The 16813-nt window shown below is 65.0% G+C and carries 19 protein-coding genes and 3 tRNA genes; 12 read left to right on the top strand and 10 right to left on the bottom strand.

Features of this window, described 5'->3' with window-relative positions; all coding sequences use genetic code 11:
- Positions 1-66 precede the first annotated feature (66 nt).
- Positions 67-142 (top strand) — tRNA-Thr (locus KTQ36_RS02700).
- A gap of 21 nt (positions 143-163) precedes the next feature.
- On the opposite strand, the gene KTQ36_RS02695 is transcribed toward KTQ36_RS02700, so the two are convergent.
- The 4 genes from KTQ36_RS02695 to KTQ36_RS02680 all read right to left on the bottom strand — a co-directional run bounded on the left by KTQ36_RS02695 (position 164) and on the right by KTQ36_RS02680 (position 2696).
- On the bottom strand, positions 164-625 hold the full coding sequence (locus KTQ36_RS02695; protein ID WP_218632219.1) for a DUF4126 family protein: 462 nt from the start codon (positions 623-625) through the stop codon (positions 164-166).
- On the bottom strand, positions 625-1923 hold the full coding sequence (gene fahA, locus KTQ36_RS02690) for a fumarylacetoacetase (RefSeq protein ID WP_218632218.1): 1299 nt from the start codon (positions 1921-1923) through the stop codon (positions 625-627). Before fahA ends, KTQ36_RS02695 begins: the two co-directional genes overlap by 1 nt.
- A gap of 68 nt (positions 1924-1991) precedes the next feature.
- Positions 1992-2240: a hypothetical protein gene (locus KTQ36_RS02685; protein WP_218632217.1), complete on the bottom strand. Its 249-nt coding sequence runs from the start codon at positions 2238-2240 to the stop codon at positions 1992-1994.
- Positions 2241-2303: 63 nt separating this feature from the next.
- The gene (locus KTQ36_RS02680; RefSeq protein ID WP_218632216.1) at positions 2304-2696 is read right to left on the bottom strand and encodes a DUF202 domain-containing protein; all 393 of its coding nucleotides are present in this window, start codon (positions 2694-2696) and stop codon (positions 2304-2306) included.
- A gap of 79 nt (positions 2697-2775) precedes the next feature.
- Here KTQ36_RS02680 and KTQ36_RS02675 point away from each other — a divergent pair, with 79 nt between their 5' ends.
- On the top strand, positions 2776-3276 hold the full coding sequence (locus KTQ36_RS02675) for a hypothetical protein (protein WP_218632215.1): 501 nt from the start codon (positions 2776-2778) through the stop codon (positions 3274-3276).
- Between the two features lie 4 nt (positions 3277-3280).
- On the opposite strand, the gene KTQ36_RS02670 is transcribed toward KTQ36_RS02675, so the two are convergent.
- Positions 3281-3355, bottom strand: a tRNA-Thr gene (locus KTQ36_RS02670).
- A gap of 92 nt (positions 3356-3447) precedes the next feature.
- Between KTQ36_RS02670 and KTQ36_RS11270 the strand changes: the two genes are divergently transcribed.
- Complete coding sequence (locus KTQ36_RS11270) at positions 3448-3573, top strand: hypothetical protein (RefSeq protein ID WP_255554101.1); 126 nt, start codon at positions 3448-3450, stop codon at positions 3571-3573.
- Here KTQ36_RS11270 and KTQ36_RS02665 read toward each other — a convergent pair.
- Entirely contained in the window at positions 3570-5369 is a 1800-nt protein-coding gene (locus KTQ36_RS02665) for an aminopeptidase P family protein (protein WP_218632214.1), read from the bottom strand. The two genes, KTQ36_RS11270 and KTQ36_RS02665, sit on opposite strands and share 4 nt — an antisense overlap.
- 113 nt (positions 5370-5482) lie before the next feature.
- Here KTQ36_RS02665 and KTQ36_RS02660 point away from each other — a divergent pair, with 113 nt between their 5' ends.
- Genes KTQ36_RS02660 through KTQ36_RS02635 form a run of 6 tightly spaced genes read left to right on the top strand, consistent with a single transcriptional unit; the run spans position 5483 to position 10752 of the window.
- Complete coding sequence (locus KTQ36_RS02660) at positions 5483-7546, top strand: S9 family peptidase (RefSeq protein ID WP_218633790.1); 2064 nt, start codon at positions 5483-5485, stop codon at positions 7544-7546.
- Positions 7546-8124, top strand: coding sequence for a hypothetical protein (locus KTQ36_RS02655; protein ID WP_218632213.1), 579 nt, complete (start codon positions 7546-7548; stop codon positions 8122-8124). Before KTQ36_RS02660 ends, KTQ36_RS02655 begins: the two co-directional genes overlap by 1 nt.
- Positions 8125-8148: 24 nt before the next feature.
- The gene (locus KTQ36_RS02650) at positions 8149-8859 is read left to right on the top strand and encodes a M1 aminopeptidase family protein (RefSeq protein WP_218632212.1); all 711 of its coding nucleotides are present in this window, start codon (positions 8149-8151) and stop codon (positions 8857-8859) included.
- Positions 8856-9260 (top strand): acyl-CoA thioesterase, encoded by a 405-nt coding sequence (locus tag KTQ36_RS02645; RefSeq protein WP_218632211.1) that lies wholly within the window; start codon positions 8856-8858, stop codon positions 9258-9260. The genes KTQ36_RS02650 and KTQ36_RS02645 overlap by 4 nt, the downstream gene beginning before the upstream one ends.
- 41 nt (positions 9261-9301) lie before the next feature.
- Positions 9302-9946 carry a maleylacetoacetate isomerase gene (gene maiA / locus KTQ36_RS02640; RefSeq protein WP_218632210.1) on the top strand — a complete coding sequence of 215 codons (645 nt, stop codon included), beginning with the start codon at positions 9302-9304 and terminating at the stop codon, positions 9944-9946.
- Positions 9943-10752, top strand: a complete 810-nt coding sequence (locus KTQ36_RS02635) for a class II aldolase/adducin family protein (RefSeq protein WP_255554098.1) — start codon at positions 9943-9945, stop codon at positions 10750-10752. Before maiA ends, KTQ36_RS02635 begins: the two co-directional genes overlap by 4 nt.
- Here KTQ36_RS02635 and KTQ36_RS02630 read toward each other — a convergent pair.
- Positions 10749-11483 (bottom strand): PaaI family thioesterase, encoded by a 735-nt coding sequence (locus KTQ36_RS02630; protein WP_218632209.1) that lies wholly within the window; start codon positions 11481-11483, stop codon positions 10749-10751. The genes KTQ36_RS02635 and KTQ36_RS02630 overlap by 4 nt on opposite strands.
- A gap of 46 nt (positions 11484-11529) precedes the next feature.
- On the opposite strand from KTQ36_RS02630, the gene KTQ36_RS02625 reads away from it, so the two are divergent.
- The gene (locus KTQ36_RS02625; RefSeq protein ID WP_218632208.1) at positions 11530-12225 is read left to right on the top strand and encodes a type 1 glutamine amidotransferase domain-containing protein; all 696 of its coding nucleotides are present in this window, start codon (positions 11530-11532) and stop codon (positions 12223-12225) included.
- Positions 12226-12322: 97 nt separating this feature from the next.
- Here KTQ36_RS02625 and KTQ36_RS02620 read toward each other — a convergent pair.
- From KTQ36_RS02620 to KTQ36_RS02610, 3 genes are all read right to left on the bottom strand, one after another.
- Positions 12323-12399, bottom strand: a tRNA-Pro gene (locus tag KTQ36_RS02620).
- A gap of 85 nt (positions 12400-12484) precedes the next feature.
- Positions 12485-13792 carry an FAD-dependent oxidoreductase gene (locus KTQ36_RS02615; protein WP_218632207.1) on the bottom strand — a complete coding sequence of 436 codons (1308 nt, stop codon included), beginning with the start codon at positions 13790-13792 and terminating at the stop codon, positions 12485-12487.
- 53 nt (positions 13793-13845) lie between these two features.
- Positions 13846-14151, bottom strand: a complete 306-nt coding sequence (locus tag KTQ36_RS02610) for a polyhydroxyalkanoic acid system family protein (protein WP_345777653.1) — start codon at positions 14149-14151, stop codon at positions 13846-13848.
- Between the two features lie 78 nt (positions 14152-14229).
- Between KTQ36_RS02610 and KTQ36_RS02605 the strand changes: the two genes are divergently transcribed.
- Both KTQ36_RS02605 and KTQ36_RS02600 read left to right on the top strand, forming a co-directional pair.
- A complete protein-coding gene (locus KTQ36_RS02605) occupies positions 14230-15090 on the top strand; it encodes a D-Ala-D-Ala carboxypeptidase family metallohydrolase (RefSeq protein WP_218632205.1) in 861 nt (286 codons plus the stop codon).
- Positions 15091-15152: 62 nt separating this feature from the next.
- Complete coding sequence (locus KTQ36_RS02600; protein WP_218632204.1) at positions 15153-16790, top strand: M28 family peptidase; 1638 nt, start codon at positions 15153-15155, stop codon at positions 16788-16790.
- Positions 16791-16813: the final 23 nt, after the last annotated feature.

Genomic DNA, 16813 nt, shown 5'->3' with positions numbered 1-16813 from the left:
CGCGCGTCGATACAATTGCTTGCAGGACGCCCCCTCGCCTGTTAGATGCGCCGCGCTCCAGCAGATGCCGCTTTAGCTCAGCTGGTAGAGCACATCATTCGTAATGATGGGGTCACAGGTTCGAGTCCTGTAAGCGGCACCACCTCTTCCCGAATAGAAGCGATTAGCTCGCGATCAGCGCTAGTGCGGCGACGGCCAGCAGCAGGGTCAGCGCATCCTCGAACAGCGCAGCGGGCAGGTCGCGACCGAGCCGGCCGGCGAGCCATTTACGCATCCTATAGGTAGCGAACGTCCCGATCAGCGCTGCGCCGGCACCCATCCCCACGCCCAGCCACGCCATATCCGCGCCTGCGGCCAATGCGCCGCCCGCGATGCCGCCCGCCAGTAGTCTTGCAAGGAGTGCGGGAAACCGGGTGCGCGCGCCCATCTGAGGCTGTTTGTCGCCATAAAGTTCGCCGAACGCGAGCAGCGTCAGAACGGCGGCCAATGCAGGCGCGCCCAGCCAGTCGAAGAACGTCACGCCCGTATCGACCCAGCCAAAGCTTACCGCCCAAGCTGTCAGCGCAATCGCGAGGAAGGTCCGCGACCCGCTCGCAAATCCGATCAGCGCCGACGCAAGCAGCATCAGCTACCGCGTGCAGGCAATACGACGCCCGTGCAGCTCCCCATGCCGATGCTGGCGGCGCCGTCTTTCTCGCAGCGCGCCACCAGAGTCACCTCGTCGCCATCCTCGAGGAAGGTGCGGGTTTCGCCGTTGGGCAGCGTGATCGGCTTCTTGCCGCCATTGGACAGTTCGAGCAGCGAGCCGAAGCCGCTTTCCTGATCCGTCGATAGCGTGCCCGTGCCGATCAGGTCGCCGGGCTGCAGGTTGCAGCCGTTCGAAGCGTGGTGCGTCACGATCTGCGCCGCCGACCAGTACATCGCCGTGTCCGCCTCACCCGCGCTCAGCCGGTGCGGGGCATCGCCCGCCTCGCGCATCTTTGCGGTCGTCAGCAGCACTTCGAGATGGACGCCGAGCGCGCAATCGGGGTCGCTGCCCGAAAGATAGGGCAGCGGGTCGGGATCGCCCTCGGGGCGCGCGGGCATTGGTTTCATGAAGGGCGCGAGTGCCTGCGGCGTGATCACCCACGGGCTCACCGTCGTCAGGAAGCTCTTGGCGAGGAACGGCCCGAGCGGCTGATATTCCCACGCCTGCAGGTCGCGCGCCGACCAGTCGTTGAGGAGGCAATAGCCCGCGATATGCTGGGGCGCTTCATCAACGGGGATGGGTTCGCCCAGCGCATTGCCCTCGCCGATCCAGATGCCCATTTCGAGTTCGTAATCCAGCCGCGCCGAAGGGCCGCGCGCGGGCACGTCCTGGTCAGGGCCCTTGCGCTGCCCCTGCGGGCGCACGACCGGGTGACCCGAGACGCGAACCGAGCTGGCGCGGCCGTGATAGCCGATCGGGACATATTTATAGTTGAGGAGCAGCGGATTGTCGGGGCGGAACAGCTTGCCGACATTGGTGGCGTGATGGATGCCGACATAGAAGTCGGTGTAATCGCCGACATGCGCTGGCAGCTGCATTTCGGCCTCTGCCGCCTCGACGAGCAGGGGTTCAACAGACCCGCGCTTCGCCTCGTTCGACAGCAGGCCCGACAGTAGCGTACGAAGCTCGCCCATCGCCTCTGCACCGAGCGCGAAGAGCGCGTTGAGCGCGCGTCCGCGGCAGGCATCCGACAGGTCTTCATTCTCGATCAGCCCGGCATCCGAAAGAGCGCACAGGTCGAGGACTTTATCGCCGATCGCCGTGCCGATGCGCGCACCCTTGCCGTTCGCCTTGAACACGCCGAGCGGCAGGTTCTGGATCGGCCAGTCGCGGTGGCCGTTGGCGCTCTCGACCCAGCTATTGAGGGCGGGATCGTGGGTGGCATCGGTGGTCATGCAATTCTCTCCGGATAGTCGTGTCGGCCCGCCCGTGGGACAGGCCATGGGGCAAAGTCAATCGCAGGCTATTCGGTGGCGTCCTGCTCGGGCTCGAGCGCGTCGGTGGGAGCTTCCTCGATCGCGGGCTCGATATCGACGATCGGCTCGGGAATCTCGATCTCGGCCGTCGGCGTGCCGATGCCCAATTCCTCGCGGAACAGGAAGACCAGCAGCAGGATCGCAACAATCAGGAGGACGATGGCGAGAATGCCGCCGCCGGACGTTTCGACCTCTTCAGGTTCGAATTCATGTTCGTCTTCGCGTTCGTAAGCCATATTCACACCCCTTCAGCCTGTCGCGACCGAGCTCTCCCAAGGTGCCGTGCGCCGTGGCCCGGCTCAACCGAAAAAGGCCCAGATTCCGATGATCAGCACGATCGCGCCGAGCGAAATGCCCGCCGCGATGACCTCCATGCCCTTGGTATTGGGCGCTTCGACCCAATTGGTCGACATGCGGTGGATCGCGCCGCACATGCGCCGCTTGGCGCCCTGCACCACCACGATCGCAAGAATCATGAAGAAGGTCGCCATCGCCTTGGGAACCCAAGCGGGTTCGAACGCGCCGAAAATGGCACGCAGGCCGAGGCCCAGACCAATCAGGCCCATGCCCGACCCCATCCAACTCGCCATCGTGCGTTCGACCGCCATAATCGTGCGGTCCTCCGCCAGGTCGGTGCGGTCTTCGGCCAGTTCCTGGCTGTCGCGTCCGTGATTCGATGTCTCGCCGACCATGCTCGTCCTTGCAAATTGATAGGAAACTCGCGGGCGTGCCACCCGTTACGACCCAAGAACGAGCGAAAAGGACAAACAGTTGCGCAACCACCCTTTTGCCTATGGCATCTTCTTCTTCTTCCTGGCTTTGGGCGTTGGCGCGCGATGGGCCATCGGCAATGTCTATTCCTCGGGTGAGGCGATCCAGCTGATCGAGACGCTGGCCTCCTCGGCGCTCTATCTCGGCTCTGCGAGTGCAACTGCGTCGGCGACGATCCTGGCCCTGATGCTGACGCTGACCGGCTTCATCAATCGCGTCGATGCAGACTTCAAGGAAGACACGTGGTGCTCGGTCGAGCGCGTGGCGCAATCGGCCACCGTCTCGCTGATGGCGAGCCTGTTTCTGTTGCTCGCACTGGTCTTTCCGATCGGCGAATTCGAGAAGCTTCCGGCCGAATGGTATACGTATTTCTACGACACGCTGTTCGGGATTACGGTGATCGTGATCGGCCTGCTCGCGATGACCGTCGCCCTGCTTTACACGACGATCCGTGACGTGATTTCGAAAATCACGCCCGATTTCGACAAGGACGAAGAATGAAGGCTGGTGCTGCCGGAGAGATTTGAACTCTCGACCTCTCCCTTACCAAGGGAGTGCTCTACCCCTGAGCTACGGCAGCATGGCTCTTGAGAACGGCGCGCCTATGACCATAGCCCCCCGTTCAAGTCAACCCGGCTTGAGCGTGCGAAAGCAATTATTTAGGTGGGGGTCATGACCGAGAAAAAGGACGACAAGGCGAAGCGCCTCGCAGAGGCCCTGCGTGCCAATCTGCGCCGCCGAAAAGCCCAGAGCCGGGAGACTGCGCCCGCTTCCGAAAAGGCTCCGAAGACGGACTAGAGCGGTGCGCAGGCGGCCTGGAGCCATTCGAGCTCCTCGCCCTCGAGCTGCGGCCCGATCTTCCCCAGCACTTCGGCGTGGTAGTCGTCCACCCAACGGCGCTCTTCGGGCGTCAGCAGGTCGACGTCGATCAATCGCCGCTCGATCGGCGCGAAGGTCAAATTCTCGAAGCCGAGCAGCTTCTTGTCGCTCTCGGGTGCCGCGCCCTCGACCTCGACCACCAGCACGAGGTTCTCGATGCGGATGCCGTACTCGCCTTCCTTGTAATAGCCCGGCTCGTTCGAGAGGATCATGCCCGCCTTGAGCGGCTCGTCCGCACCCGCATAGGCGCCGCCCGGGGGCGAGATGCGCTGCGGGCCTTCATGCACCGCGAGGAAGGCACCGACGCCGTGACCGGTGCCGTGCCCGTAATCGAGCCCGACCTGCCACAGATATTGGCGTGCGAAGCTGTCGAGCCGCCCGCCCGTAATTCCTTCCGGAAAACGCGCGGTTGCGATCGCGATATGGCCCTTGAGCACGCGGGTGAATCGGTCCTTCATCTCGTCGGTCGGCTCGCCCACGATCACCGTGCGGGTGATGTCGGTTGTCCCGTCAAGATATTGCCCGCCCGAATCCACGAGATAGATAGAATTCATCTCGAGCTTGTGGTTCGACTTCTCGTTGACGCGATAATGGGGCAGCGCGCCGTTATGCCCCGCGCCCGAAATCGTGTCGAAGCTGATATCCTTGAGCTCACCCGTCGCCTCGCGCAGCTCGAGCAGCTTGGCCGCGACCGACAGCTCGTCCTGCTCGCCCTTGGGCGCTTCGGCCTCGAGCCATTTGAGGAACTTGCTGATCACCGCGCCGTCGCGCGCCTGCGCGTCGCGGTGACCTTGAATTTCCGCCTCGTTCTTGATCGCCTTGGGCAGCACCGCCGGGTCGCGCCGCGACAGCACCCGCGCACCGCCCGCTTCCAGGGCCATTTCGATCGCCGCGACCGACAGGTTGGGATCGACCGCGACGAGCTTGCCCTCGAAATTGCCCTTAAGGAAATCCTCGAAGTCGCTGCGCTCGTGGATGCGCACATCGTCACCAAGGAAATTGCGCAGCTCGTCATGGACCTTGTCGCCATCGACGAACAGGTCCGCGCTCGCGTCGGCATGGACAATCAGGAATGCCAGCGCGACCGGCGTATGCGTCACGTCCTTGCCGCGAATGTTGAGCGTCCAGGCGATCGAATCGAGCGCCGCGATGACGCTCGCATCGGCCTTCTCTGACTTGAGCCAATCGGCGATCTCGCCGCGCTTGCTTTCGCTCGAACGCCCGGCAAGGTTCTGCGAATAGGGCTCTAGCCGCGCCTTGCTCGGCTCGGGGCGCCCGACCCACACCGCATCGATCGGGTTGCGTTCGACCGGGACCAGCTCGGCCTTGCCTTCCAGCGCCTTGGTCGCCTGTTTCACCCAGGCCTTGGTGTGCAGCCACGGATCGTAGCCGATCCGTCCGCCCTCGGGCGCGGTGCCCTGCAACCACTTGGCGACCGAGGTTTCGGGTACCGGCTGGTAGCTGAACAGGTCGCCGTCGACCTGATCGCGCACCTGGATGGTGTAGCGCCCATCGATAAAGATCGCGGCTTCTTCCGGGAGCACTGCCGCCGAACCCGCCGATCCGTCGAAACCGGTCAGCCACGCCAGCCGCTGCGCATAGCTGCCGACATATTCGCTCATATGCTCGTCGGTCAGCGGCACCACGAACCCGTCGAGATTGTCGGACTTGAGCTGCGTGCGAAGGGCAGCGAGGCGGTCGGCGTGGGTGGACATGAAATCGATTCCTTTGAAGTTCGCGGCGTTTTAGCGCGTTTCGGCACTGGACGTAATGGGTGCGGCTCCGCCATCAACCCCCCGACAGCCCGGAAAGGACAATAGTGACCGATATGAAGCCGCCCGTCGCCGCCACCAAGCCGCATCGTTACGAGCGCCACGGCGTGACCATCGAGGACCCCTACGCCTGGCTCCGCGACCCTGGCTATCCGGAAGTGACGAACGAGGAGATCCTCGATTATCTCAAGGCCGAAAACGCCTATTTCGAAGCCGTCATGGGTCCCCACAAGCAGCTGGTCGAAGAGCTGTTCGAAGAGATGAAGGGCCGTATCAAGGAGGATGACGCTTCGGTCCCGGTCAAGGATGGCGACTGGGTCTACTGGACTGCCTTCGCGAAGGGTACCCAGTACCGCCTCTGGTACCGCAAGCGCTGGACCGGCACCGACGCCGATCACAAGCCCGAAGACGGCACGCTCATCTACGACGAAAATGCCGAAGCCAAGAATCTCGAATATTTTCGCCTCGGCGGTTTCGCGATCAGCCCCGACGCTTCGAAAATGGCGACCATGGTCGACCGCAACGGGTCGGAACGCTTCACGCTCGAACTGCGCGACATCGAGAGCGGAAAATTGCTCGACACGGTGACCGAGGTCGGCATCGGACAGCCGGTCTGGACCGCCGACAGCAAGGGCATCGTCTACACCGAGGTCAACGACCAGTGGCGCAGCTACCGCGCGCTCCACCACCTGCTGGGCGACGATCGGAAATCCGCGCACGTCCTCTACGAAGAGAAAGACGACATCGCCTTCACCGTCTCGATCGACCGCACCACCGACGACAGCCTGATCGTCATTTCGACCGGCCACAACAGCAGCAACGAGACCCGCATCGTCCCCGCCGACGATCCGCGCGCCGAGCCCGTCCTCGTCCGCCCGCGCCAGCCCGACGTCCAGTATGACGTCGACGCCGCGCACGGGAAATTGTGGATCCTCACCAACGACACCCACGTCAATTTCCGCATCGCCACTGCCGACGTCGACAGCCCCGGCAACTGGGAAACACTCATCGAGGGTAGCGACCGCGTCTACCTGCAGGGCATCAGCGCCCACCGCGACCACCTGCTGATCGACCAGAGCGTCGACGGGCTCGACCAGCTCCTGCTGCGCACCTACGAAGGCGAGACGACCAGCGTTCCGTTCGAGGAGGAGAGCTACTCCGCAGGCTGGGCCGGCAACCCCGAATATGCCCCCCACGCCTACCGCATCGGCTATTCGTCGATGGTGACGCCGGGCACGGTCTACGATTACCACCCTGGCGACCAGCGCCTCGAAACCCTGAAGGTGCAGGAAATTCCCTCGGGTTACGACGCGTCCGATTATGTCGTCGACCGTCACATGATCGAGGCGCGCGACGGCACCAAGGTCCCTGTCTCGCTAGTGCGCCGCAAGGATCATCCGCTCGACGGCAGCCAGAAGCTCTTTCTCTACGCCTATGGCGCTTACGGCTACGCCATCCCGCCCAGCTTCTCGGTGAAGCGCCTGAGCCTCGTCGACCGCGGCTTCGCTTATGGCATCGCGCACATCCGTGGCGGCGACGATCTCGGCTATCAGTGGTTCCTCGACGGCAAGCTCACCAAGCGCAACAACAGCTTCAACGACTTTGTCGACGTCACCCGCGGGCTGATCGAGCTCGGCTATGCAAAGCCCGGCGCTGTGGCCGCGCAAGGCGGCAGCGCGGGCGGCGAATTGATGGGCGCGATCGCCAACCAGGCGCCCGAGCTGTACGGCGCGATCGTCGCCGACGTGCCCTTCGTCGACGTGCTCAACACCATGCTTGACGATAGCCTGCCGCTGACGCCGGGCGAATGGACCGAATGGGGCAATCCGATCCAGGACAAGGCCGCCTTCGACCTGATCGCATCCTATTCACCCTACGATAATGTGAAAGCGCAAGACTATCCGCCGATGATGATCACCGGCGGCGTCAACGATCCGCGCGTTACATATTGGGAGCCCGCCAAGTGGGCAGCCCGGCTGCGCGCGACCAAGACCGACGACAATGTGCTCGTGCTCAAGACCAATATGGGCGCGGGCCATGGGGGCAAGTCGGGCCGGTGGAACGCGTTGCACGAAGATGCCGAGGCCTTTGCCTTTGTGCTGACCCAGATGGAGACCTGATGCTCACCAGCCTGCTTGCGGCCGCCGCCCTCGCGACCCGCCCTGTCCCTGCCCCCGATGTCACCGTGACTCGCGAGGGGGAGACGTGGCTGGCGACCTACGAGTTCCAGGCGCCGCAAAAGGCGTGGGCATTCAACCGCTCGGCGCTCGATCGCGCGACCAATGAATCCTGGCGGGTCGGCAGTTGGGCAGTGCTCGACGACGGGGTCGAGTTGCGGCGGGTCGACGGGCAGGACGTGCTCGTCGCAACGGGGCGCGCCGTCCCGCGCACAGTCCGTCTTCGCTTCACACCCCATCGCGGCGTCCTCAACGCCGACTACCAGCCGGCGCTCAAGTTTACCGACGGGACGCTTGCCCTCTTTACCGGCCATTTCGATCTCAAGCCGCCCGGTCCACGCCCCGCCTTCATCAACAATCTCACGCTGCGCGCGCCGGGGGAGACCATCCTCGTCAACGGGCGGCTGCACGAGGACGAGGTAACGCTGACCGAGCAGGGCACCTACGCGCTGATCGGCGACATCGAGCCCATCGAAACGCCGCACCTCGTCGCTATCCTCGACAGCGCCTTGCCGTACTGAGTCCGCGCCACCCTGATCGAGTTCATGCCCGCCGCGCTCGAATATTACACCGACAAGATGGGCGACCCCGGCAATGACGAGCGGCCGACGATCATGGTCACCTGGGACGGCCCGACCCCCGACATGGCGGGCCTTTCGGGCAGCGCGCTCGACGGGCTCGTCGCCATGTCGATCGAGGGCGAGGGGCTGGCCTACCATAATGACGAGATGGCGCATCGCATGCGCTGGTTCATCGCCCACGAGGCCGCCCATTTCTGGCTCGGCCAGGTCGTCCAGTATGACAAGGAGGCCGACGCATGGATCATGGAGGGCGGCGCCGATCTCGCTGCGATCCGCGCCGTCGCCGAGCTCGATCCCGAGTTCGTCGCCTCCACTGAAGAGCGTCGGGAATGGCAGGAATGCGCCGATGCACTCGGCAAAGGGACGCTCGCCACCGCCCGCGCCCGCGGCGACTTTCAGATGCCCTATAGCTGCGGCGCCGTGCTGATGATGGGCGCCGAAAGCGTCAATGACGGCGACTATTTCGGCTTCGTCCGGTCGCTATTCGCCGCCGAGCGCAAGGACGGCTTCGCTTCGACCCGCGACTGGCTCGACGCCTTCCGCCGCGCCGGTGCCAGCCGGCAGGCCGTCCGGCTCGCCCGCCACATTGCCACGGGCAGGGTCGACAACCCCGCCGCCACGCTTGCCGAGTTCGCGCGCGAGACGGGCGTCGTGATGACCGGACCGGCCGCATGATCCAGACCGTCTTCGAACATCGTATCACGGCGCGCGCCGACGACATTGACGAGCTGGGTCACGTCAACAATGCCGTCTGGGTGCGCTGGATCCAGGATGTGGCCACCGCGCATTGGCGCAGCGCCGCCGCGCCCGAGCATCAGGACGCCTATATCTGGGTCGTGACCCGGCACGAGATCGACTATCTGCGCGCCGTCCATGAGGGCGAAACCGTTACCGCGCGCACCTGGATCGCCCCCGTCAGCAAGGGCGCCCGCTCCAAGCGGCACATGGAATTCGTGGGCGAGGACGGCAAGGTGCGCGTCAAGGCCGAGACCAGCTGGGCGATCGTCGACGTCGCTGCGCAACGCCCGATTCGCATCCCGCCCGACGTGCTCGCGCCATTTATGTCGCCGTCCTGACATTGACGTAGGCCCACCGCCCGCGCAGACTTCGCGCCGTCATGCAAAAAGCGCCGATTCTCTACGATTATTTCCGCTCTTCGGCGGCCTATCGTGTGCGCATCGGCCTCAATCTCAAGGGGGTTGCTTACGAGAAGCATACGGTCAGCCTGATCGACGGAGAGCAGAAGGGCGACGCCTACCGTGCGCTCAATCCGCAGGGGCTCGTTCCCGCGCTCAAGGTGGCCGGCCACCCGCTGATGACCCAGTCGCTCGCCATTCTCGACTGGCTCGACGCGACCTATCCCGACCCGTCTTTCCTGCCGGGCGACAAGGACGAACGCGCGCACGTGCTGTCCATGGCGACGATGATCGCGTGCGACATCCACCCGCTCAACAATCTCCGCGTCCTCAAATATCTCAAGGGCCCGCTCGGCGTCTCCGAAGCGGCCAAGGACGAATGGTATCGCCACTGGATCGCGGAAGGCTTCGAGGCGCTCGAGAAAGTCGCGCAACCTCACGCCGGTGCCTATCTCTATGGCGACACGCCGACGCTGGCCGACATCTGCCTGATCCCCCAGCTCTACAATGCGCGGCGCTTCTCGGTCTCGGTTGCCAACTATCCGACCCTGCGCCGCGCCGATGAAACCGCCAGCGGCAACCACGCCTTTGCCGACGCCCATCCCGACTTGCAGGAAGCCCTATGAACCGCGCCGAAAACATGACCAAGGGGCTCGAAGGGGCTGCAGCGATCGATCAGGTCGAAATTCCCTCGCTCAAGGGCAAGGTGTCCGACGAGGAATGGAAGATCCGCGTCGACCTCGCTGCTGCCTATCGTCTGGTCGCGCATTATGGCTGGGACGACCTGATCTTCACCCACCTCTCGGCGCGCGTGCCGGGGCCCGAGCATCATTTCCTTTTAAACCCCTATAATCTCATGTTCGAGGAGGTGACCGCCAGCTCGCTGGTCAAGGTCGACAAGGACGGATTGCCGGTGGGCGAGACGCCCTTCGTCACCAACCCGGCCGGGTTCACCATCCACTCCGCGCTCCACATGAATATCGAGGATGCGCACGCGGTGATGCATCTCCATACGCCGCACGGGCAGGCGGTGAGCGCGCATGAAGACGGGCTGCTTCCCCTCACCCAGACCGCGATGCTGGTGCTCGGCGACATCGCCTTCCACGACTATGAAGGCGTCGCGGTCGACCTCGACGAACGCGAACGCATCGTCGCGGACATGGGCGACAAGTCGATGATGATCTTCCGCAACCATGGCACGCTTGCGACCGGCAAGAATGTCGGCGAGTGCTTCATCAAGCTCTACTATCTCGAACGCGCCTGCGAAGCGCAGGTCATGGCACTGTCGGGCGCCTGTTCGATGCCGCCCCAGGGCGCGCCCGAGGTGACGGCTGAGCAGGGCAAGATGGGGCTGCCGATGGTCGCCAACGCGCTCGCCTGGCCCGCGTTGCTGCGCAAGGCCTATCGGCTCGATCCGAGCTTCGCGACCTAGGCCGGTTCCTTTTCGGCGACCGCCTTCACGTCGACCCACAAGGCGCGGGCGCAGGCGACGACGCCCCCGTCTTCGTCGTGGATGACGCTCCCCGCGTGCAGCTTGCGCCCGTCCTTGTCGAGCGGCCAGCCGGTCACGGTCAGCTTTTCACCGGGCGCCACCTTGCGCTCGACCCGCGCCGCAAAGCCGGCCAGCAGCGCGACGCGATCGGTCTCGCCCAGCGCGAAATAGGACGGACAGTCGAGCGCGGCCCATAGATAGCGGTCGCGGACATGGCCGTCGGGCCCGCACAGGTCCTCGGCGGGCACCCAGGTCGCGACCGCGCAGTCGCGCGCGGGGCTTTCGCCGGCATAGATGCACAGCGCGTCCTCGGGATCGCGGTCGGTGCCGCACACGAAGCAGTTGGGGGCCATATGATTGTCGCTGTCGGGGAAATTGCCGCTCGCGACGTCGATCTCGTCCGCGCTCGGCGGCGCGGGCATCGGGTCGAGGTCGAGCGGCTTGCCCAGCGGCATGCCTTCGACCAGCAGCCGCCCGTCGGCGACCAACCGCGTCATGCCGTCTTCCTGCTCGATATGCAGGTCGGTCTCGAGCGGTGTGGGCGCGTGCAGTCGCACTTTTGCGGGACCGCCCACGACTTCCGCGACCAACCCCGCGACATAGCCGCCATTGCCCATGCCGTCGGGGCCGCAGAAGCGGCGTGAAATACGGATCGGATCGTCGCGGTGCATCGGCGCGTTATAGGCCCGAACCGACAAAAATGGGAGTGCAAGCAAGATGAACGTGCTGATGGTGCTGACGAGCCACGATGAACTGGGCGACACGGGAGAGAAGACGGGCTTCTGGCTCGAGGAGTTTGCCGCGCCCTATTACGCCTTTCTCGACGCGGGCGCCGAAATCACCCTCGCCAGCCCCAAGGGCGGCAAGCCTCCGCTCGACCCGCGCTCGGACACCGAAGATTCGCAGACCGAAGCGACCGAGCGCTACAAGAACGACCCCGACGCGCAGATGAAGCTCGCCACCACCCAAATCCTCTCGGAGGTGAGCGCGGACGATTACGACATGATCTTCTACCCCGGCGGCCACGGCCCGCTATGGGACCTCGCCGAGAGCGACGTTTCCAAGGCTCTCATCGAAAATGCCCTCCGCTCCGGCCGCCCCGTCGGCCTCGTCTGCCACGCCCCCGCCGTGCTCAAGACTGTCGAGAACGAAGACGGCGAGCCGCTGGTCAAGGGCCGCAAGGTCACCGGCTTCACCAATGAAGAGGAAGAAGCCGTCGGCCTCACCGACGTCGTTCCCTTCCTCCTTGAGGACGAGCTCAAGAAGCTGGGCGCCGACTTTTCCGAAGCCGGCACGTTCAAGCCGCACGTCGTCACCGAAGGACTGCTCGTCACCGGCCAGAACCCGCCCTCCAGCGCACCGACCGCAGAAGCGCTGCTACGTGTCTGTGCGGAGCAGAAGGAAGACGCCTGACGTAGTGCAGCTCGACGCGACATCCGTCGGATTTTCCATATCGAGGCCGGCGGGCCGTCCCCCGGACGGTCCGCTTGGTCGGCCTCGATTTGGAAAATGGTCGGGGAGAGAGGATTCGAACCTCCGGCCCCTGCCTCCCGAAGACAGTGCTCTACCAGGCTGAGCTACTCCCCGACTATTGCTCGGATGCGGCAACCGCGATGCGGACCGGGGCAAGGGCGAGCGCCTACTAACCGCGCCGCCCCCGCGATGCAAGCGCCTATTCGTGCCCGAGCAGCCGCAGCATCGCCTTGACGTCGACGAATTTTTCGCGCGGGGAGCCTTCGCGCGCTGCAGCAACCTCGGCTTCCTCGATCTTGCGCCAGTCGCGAAAGCTGGTCGCGTGCACGTCGCGCGCCTCGAGCAGAGCGTCGAGCCCCTCGCCGCCCGCCTTGCCGCCGCTCGTGCCCGGCGCCATCGCCTCCTCGATCTGGCCCGCCACTTCGTATCCGTCGGGGCGGTTGGTCCCGATCGTGCCCGTCGGCCCGCGCCGCGCCCAACCGACGGCGTAAAAGCCCTCGTCGATCCGCCCGTCCTCGTTGGCATAGCGGCCCTTGGCGTGGTCGTAAGGCACGCCCGGAATATGCGGGCTTGAATAGCCGATGCAGCTGACCACCAGCCCCGCCGGAAGCTCGTACGTCTCGCCCGTCCCGACACAGCGCCCGTCCTCGACCCTCGTCCGCTCGACCTGCACGCGCTCGGCTTTCCCGTCCCCCTCGACCTTCACCGGCCGCGCGAAGAAATCGAACACGATTTTCTTGCGCTTTTCCTGAGGCTCGGCCGCAAAGCCGCGCAACAATCCGACCGACTTGGCCAGCCCGCGATCGCTCAGCGCCTCGTCCTCGCTCTCCGGCGGAAAATCCGCCGCGTCCACCACCGGCGCGGCTTCCTCCAGATGCCCCAATTCTCCCAATTCCTTGGGCGTCATCGCAATCTGGTGCGGCCCGCGCCGCGCGAGGATGGTGATCGTCTCGATATCGCTTGCCAGCAGCTCCTGCAGCGCATGGCCGACAATATCGCTGCCCTGGAATTCCTCCTCGGTCTTCGACAGGATCCGCGCCACGTCGAGCGCGACGTTGCCCGCCCCGATCACCACCGCGTGGTTCGTCTTGAGCGGCGGATCGAGGTCGGCGAAATCGGGATGGCCGTTATACCAGCCGACGAAAGCCGCCGATCCCATCACCCCGTCCAGATCCTCGCCCGGGATACCCAGCGACCGGTCGTGCGGCGCACCCGTCGCCATGACGACGGCGTCGTAAAGCTCGCGCAATTCGTCCACGCTCACCGCGTCGCCCACCGCGACATTGCCGCGAAAGCGCACCGTGTCGCTCTCCGCCACCTTGTCGTAGCGCATCGACACTTTCTTGATCGATTGGTGGTCGGGCGCGACCCCGAAGCGGATCAGCCCGTAGGGCACGGGCAGCTTGTCGATGATGTCGACCCGCGCCTCGCCACCATAGGCTTTGACCAGCGCCTCGGCGGTGTAATAGCCCGCCGGCCCCGATCCCACGATTGCGAAATGCCTCATCGACCGCCCTCCGCTGTGATGCAGGGGACGCTAAGCGAACGCGGGCATTCCGGCTAGTCCTTGCGGCGATCCTCGAGGAGCAGGTCGTCGCCGCGGCTTTGCAGCATCGCCTGGATCGGCCCCGCGAACATGCCGAGCAGCCCGGGCAGCTCGACCTTGATGTGGACCTTGGTCTCCTCGACGTCGAGCCGCGCGGCGACCGTCTGGCCCATCGCGCCGATGTCGAGATACAGGCTGTCGCCCTCCCAGCGTTCGACCACGTCGACCGCCCCGCCCGGGATATGATCCTCGAGCGAGCCGATATTGCCCGCGATCCTGCTCCTGGCTTCGGTTTTTCCGAGATCGTGGGCCAGGTCCACTTCAATCGCCTGTTGCATGAGGTTAAGGGTGGGAAGTCCAGACTGGCTTTTCAATGGCGGGAGGGCCACGCGCTCCACATGACGACGATTGCGATGCTCATGGCGCTGCTGGTGCAGGATGCGCCCGCCGACCCCCCGACCGACACGCCGACGCCGATCCCCGACCCGATCGTCCTGCCGGCGCCCGCGCCGACATCGACGCAGCCGACGACGCCTGCACCCGCGCCGATCGCGGCGCCGGTCCGGCAGGCGACCCCCGACCCGCAGGATCTCGGCAACCCGGTCATTCGCATTCCTACCCAGCCCAAACCCGAACTGATCTACGAGCCAATCGACACTGCGGAGGAATATGTCGCGGTGGAGCAGGAGGCGACCGCCTTCGCCCGCTGGCTAGACCGCGATCCCGCGGTCCGCGCCCAATTCGACGCGTTCAAAACCTACCTCGCCTCGCAGGGCGTGGGCGACGTCATCCCCGTCTGGCAACTGACCCGCACCGCCAGCAGCTGGCGTCGCTGCGGCGCCCCGCCGCTCGAGGTCCCGCCCAACTATATGTGGCCCGGCCTTGCCCGCACGCTCCGCTATGTCCGGGACCAGGTCGTCCCCGTCACTGGCGAGATCGAGGCGGTGTCGGTCTATCGCAACCCGCTGCTTAATAGCTGCGCGGGGGGCAGTGCGCGTTCGGCGCACCGCGCCGGACTTGCCGTCGACATGGTGCCGCGCTGGAATTTCGACCGCGCCGACCTGATGCGCCGCCTTTGTCACGCCCACGCGGAGGGCGGGCGCGCCGAGGATGTCGGCTTCGGCTTCTATGTCGGGCTGCGCTTTCACATCGACACCGCCGGCTATCGCAGCTGGGGCGTCGATCCCTCCTCCGCTTCGTGCGCCCGCGCCCTGGCTCTCCGCGAAGCGGCGAGATATTCGACAGACGGCGGTGAGTGAGTATTGCCTAGGCAACACACACCGTTAGGGTGCAGCGCGAAATTGCATCTCAAGGACCCGATATGACCAAAACCTTGCTCAAGCTGACCACGGCGATCGTGGTGATGGCCACCGCCCCTGCCTATGCGCAGGAAAACCCGGTCGAAACCCGCCAGTATCGTGCTCACGCCGAATTTCTCGCCGACGACCTGCTCGAAGGGCGTGAGTCCGGCACGCCCGGCTACGACATCGCCGCCATCTATGTCGCAAACCAGTTCCGCGCCATGGGTGTCGCGCCCGGCGATCTCGACGGCGATTATATGCAGGACATTCCCTTCGCCCGCTTCGAGCTGGACGAGAATGCCGACAACTACCTCACCATCGACGGCGTGCGCTACGACCATGGCGACCAGGTCATTGTCGGCCGCAACCCCGCGTCCGAACTTCCGGCCGAAGAAGTCGAGCTCGTCTTCGTCGGCCAGGGCCTCTACGCCCCCGAATATGGCATCGACAGCTTCGGCGACGTCGATCTGACCGGCAAGATCGCGGTCACCGCGTTCAGCCGCGGCGTCAACAACCCCAACATCCCGAGCGACGTCGGCGCCCATCTCGGCTCGACCATGGGCGACAATGTCGAGGCGCGCGGCGCGGTCGGCACGCTGACCGTGCTTCCTGCCGCCATGCTCGAACGTTTCACCTGGGACCGCGTCAAGCGCTTCGCCGGCGGCGGACGCACCGACTGGGCGCATCCCGATGGCACCCCCAATGCCGGTAATGTCGGGCTCGCCGCGCGCGCCACGCTCAACGGCGACCTGCGCGATGCCCTGTTCGAAGGCTCGCCCATGAGCTGGGCCGAGATCGAGGCCAAGATGATGGCCGGCGAACCGGTGCCCGCCTTCTCGCTCGGCAAGACCGCGCGCGTCGTCGCCCAAGCCACTGTCGAACCGCAATTTACCAGCGCCAACGTCGTCGGCATGATCGAGGGTAGCGACCCCGATCTGAAGGACGAGCTGATCGTCATGACCGCGCATCTCGACCATGTCGGGATCGAGGAAGACGCCAAGCCCGGCGAAGACAACGTCTATAACGGGCTGTTCGACAATGCGCTGGGCGTCTCGGCGGTGCTCGAGCTCGCGCGCCTCTTTGCAGAGGCAGAAACCAAGCCGCGCCGTTCGATCGCCTTCGTGCTGCTCGCGGCCGAGGAAAAGGGGCTGCTCGGCTCCGACTGGCTCGCCAAGAACCCCGATCAGTTCCCGGGCAAGACGATGGTGGCCAATATCAACATCGACATGCCCATCCATACCGGCGACTTCGACAGCGTGGTCGCGCACGGCGCCGAACATTCCAACATCGGTCGCCAGATCGACAAGGCGCTCGCCGACTTTTCGGTCCGCCGCGTCGACGATCCGGCCCCCGAAGAAGTGTTTTTCGTGCGCTCGGACCATTACAGCTTCGTCAAGGCGGGTATCCCGAGCGTCAATCTCGACCCTCTGCCCCTGCCCGACGAGCAGGACGTCTATGACGACTTCCTCGAAAATCGCTACCACAAGGTCGGCGACCAGCTCGGCCAGCCGCTCGACTGGGATGCCGCGGCCAAGTTCGCGTGGATGAACTATCTCATCACCCGCTCGATGACCGACGATGACCAGAAGCCCATGTGGTACGCCGACAGCTTCTTCGGTCGCTCGACCGCGCCCGACGCCGAGAAGGCGACCCGCTAGGCGGACCCATTGACGCCCCTCTT

Origin of the sequence: Sphingomicrobium clamense (assembly GCF_019264355.1) — a bacterium.
Classification (GTDB): domain Bacteria; phylum Pseudomonadota; class Alphaproteobacteria; order Sphingomonadales; family Sphingomonadaceae; genus Sphingomicrobium; species Sphingomicrobium clamense.
This window is presented reverse-complemented; position numbering and strand designations above follow the sequence as displayed.

Excerpts from the sequence above, each read along its gene's own strand:
- KTQ36_RS02695 (WP_218632219.1), bottom strand. The coding sequence starts at position 625 with ATGCTGCTTGCGTCGGCGCTGATCGGATTTGCGAGCGGGTCGCGGACC.
- fahA (WP_218632218.1), bottom strand. The coding sequence starts at position 1,923 with ATGACCACCGATGCCACCCACGATCCCGCCCTCAATAGCTGGGTCGAG.
- KTQ36_RS02685 (WP_218632217.1), bottom strand. The coding sequence starts at position 2,240 with ATGGCTTACGAACGCGAAGACGAACATGAATTCGAACCTGAAGAGGTC.
- KTQ36_RS02680 (WP_218632216.1), bottom strand. The coding sequence starts at position 2,696 with ATGGTCGGCGAGACATCGAATCACGGACGCGACAGCCAGGAACTGGCC.
- KTQ36_RS11270 (WP_255554101.1), top strand. The coding sequence starts at position 3,448 with ATGACCGAGAAAAAGGACGACAAGGCGAAGCGCCTCGCAGAGGCCCTG.
- KTQ36_RS02665 (WP_218632214.1), bottom strand. The coding sequence starts at position 5,369 with ATGTCCACCCACGCCGACCGCCTCGCTGCCCTTCGCACGCAGCTCAAG.
- KTQ36_RS02660 (WP_218633790.1), top strand. The coding sequence starts at position 5,483 with ATGAAGCCGCCCGTCGCCGCCACCAAGCCGCATCGTTACGAGCGCCAC.
- KTQ36_RS02655 (WP_218632213.1), top strand. The coding sequence starts at position 7,546 with ATGCTCACCAGCCTGCTTGCGGCCGCCGCCCTCGCGACCCGCCCTGTC.
- KTQ36_RS02650 (WP_218632212.1), top strand. The coding sequence starts at position 8,149 with ATGCCCGCCGCGCTCGAATATTACACCGACAAGATGGGCGACCCCGGC.
- KTQ36_RS02645 (WP_218632211.1), top strand. The coding sequence starts at position 8,856 with ATGATCCAGACCGTCTTCGAACATCGTATCACGGCGCGCGCCGACGAC.
- maiA (WP_218632210.1), top strand. The coding sequence starts at position 9,302 with ATGCAAAAAGCGCCGATTCTCTACGATTATTTCCGCTCTTCGGCGGCC.
- KTQ36_RS02635 (WP_255554098.1), top strand. The coding sequence starts at position 9,943 with ATGAACCGCGCCGAAAACATGACCAAGGGGCTCGAAGGGGCTGCAGCG.
- KTQ36_RS02630 (WP_218632209.1), bottom strand. The coding sequence starts at position 11,483 with ATGCACCGCGACGATCCGATCCGTATTTCACGCCGCTTCTGCGGCCCC.
- KTQ36_RS02625 (WP_218632208.1), top strand. The coding sequence starts at position 11,530 with ATGAACGTGCTGATGGTGCTGACGAGCCACGATGAACTGGGCGACACG.
- KTQ36_RS02615 (WP_218632207.1), bottom strand. The coding sequence starts at position 13,792 with ATGAGGCATTTCGCAATCGTGGGATCGGGGCCGGCGGGCTATTACACC.
- KTQ36_RS02605 (WP_218632205.1), top strand. The coding sequence starts at position 14,230 with ATGACGACGATTGCGATGCTCATGGCGCTGCTGGTGCAGGATGCGCCC.
- KTQ36_RS02600 (WP_218632204.1), top strand. The coding sequence starts at position 15,153 with ATGACCAAAACCTTGCTCAAGCTGACCACGGCGATCGTGGTGATGGCC.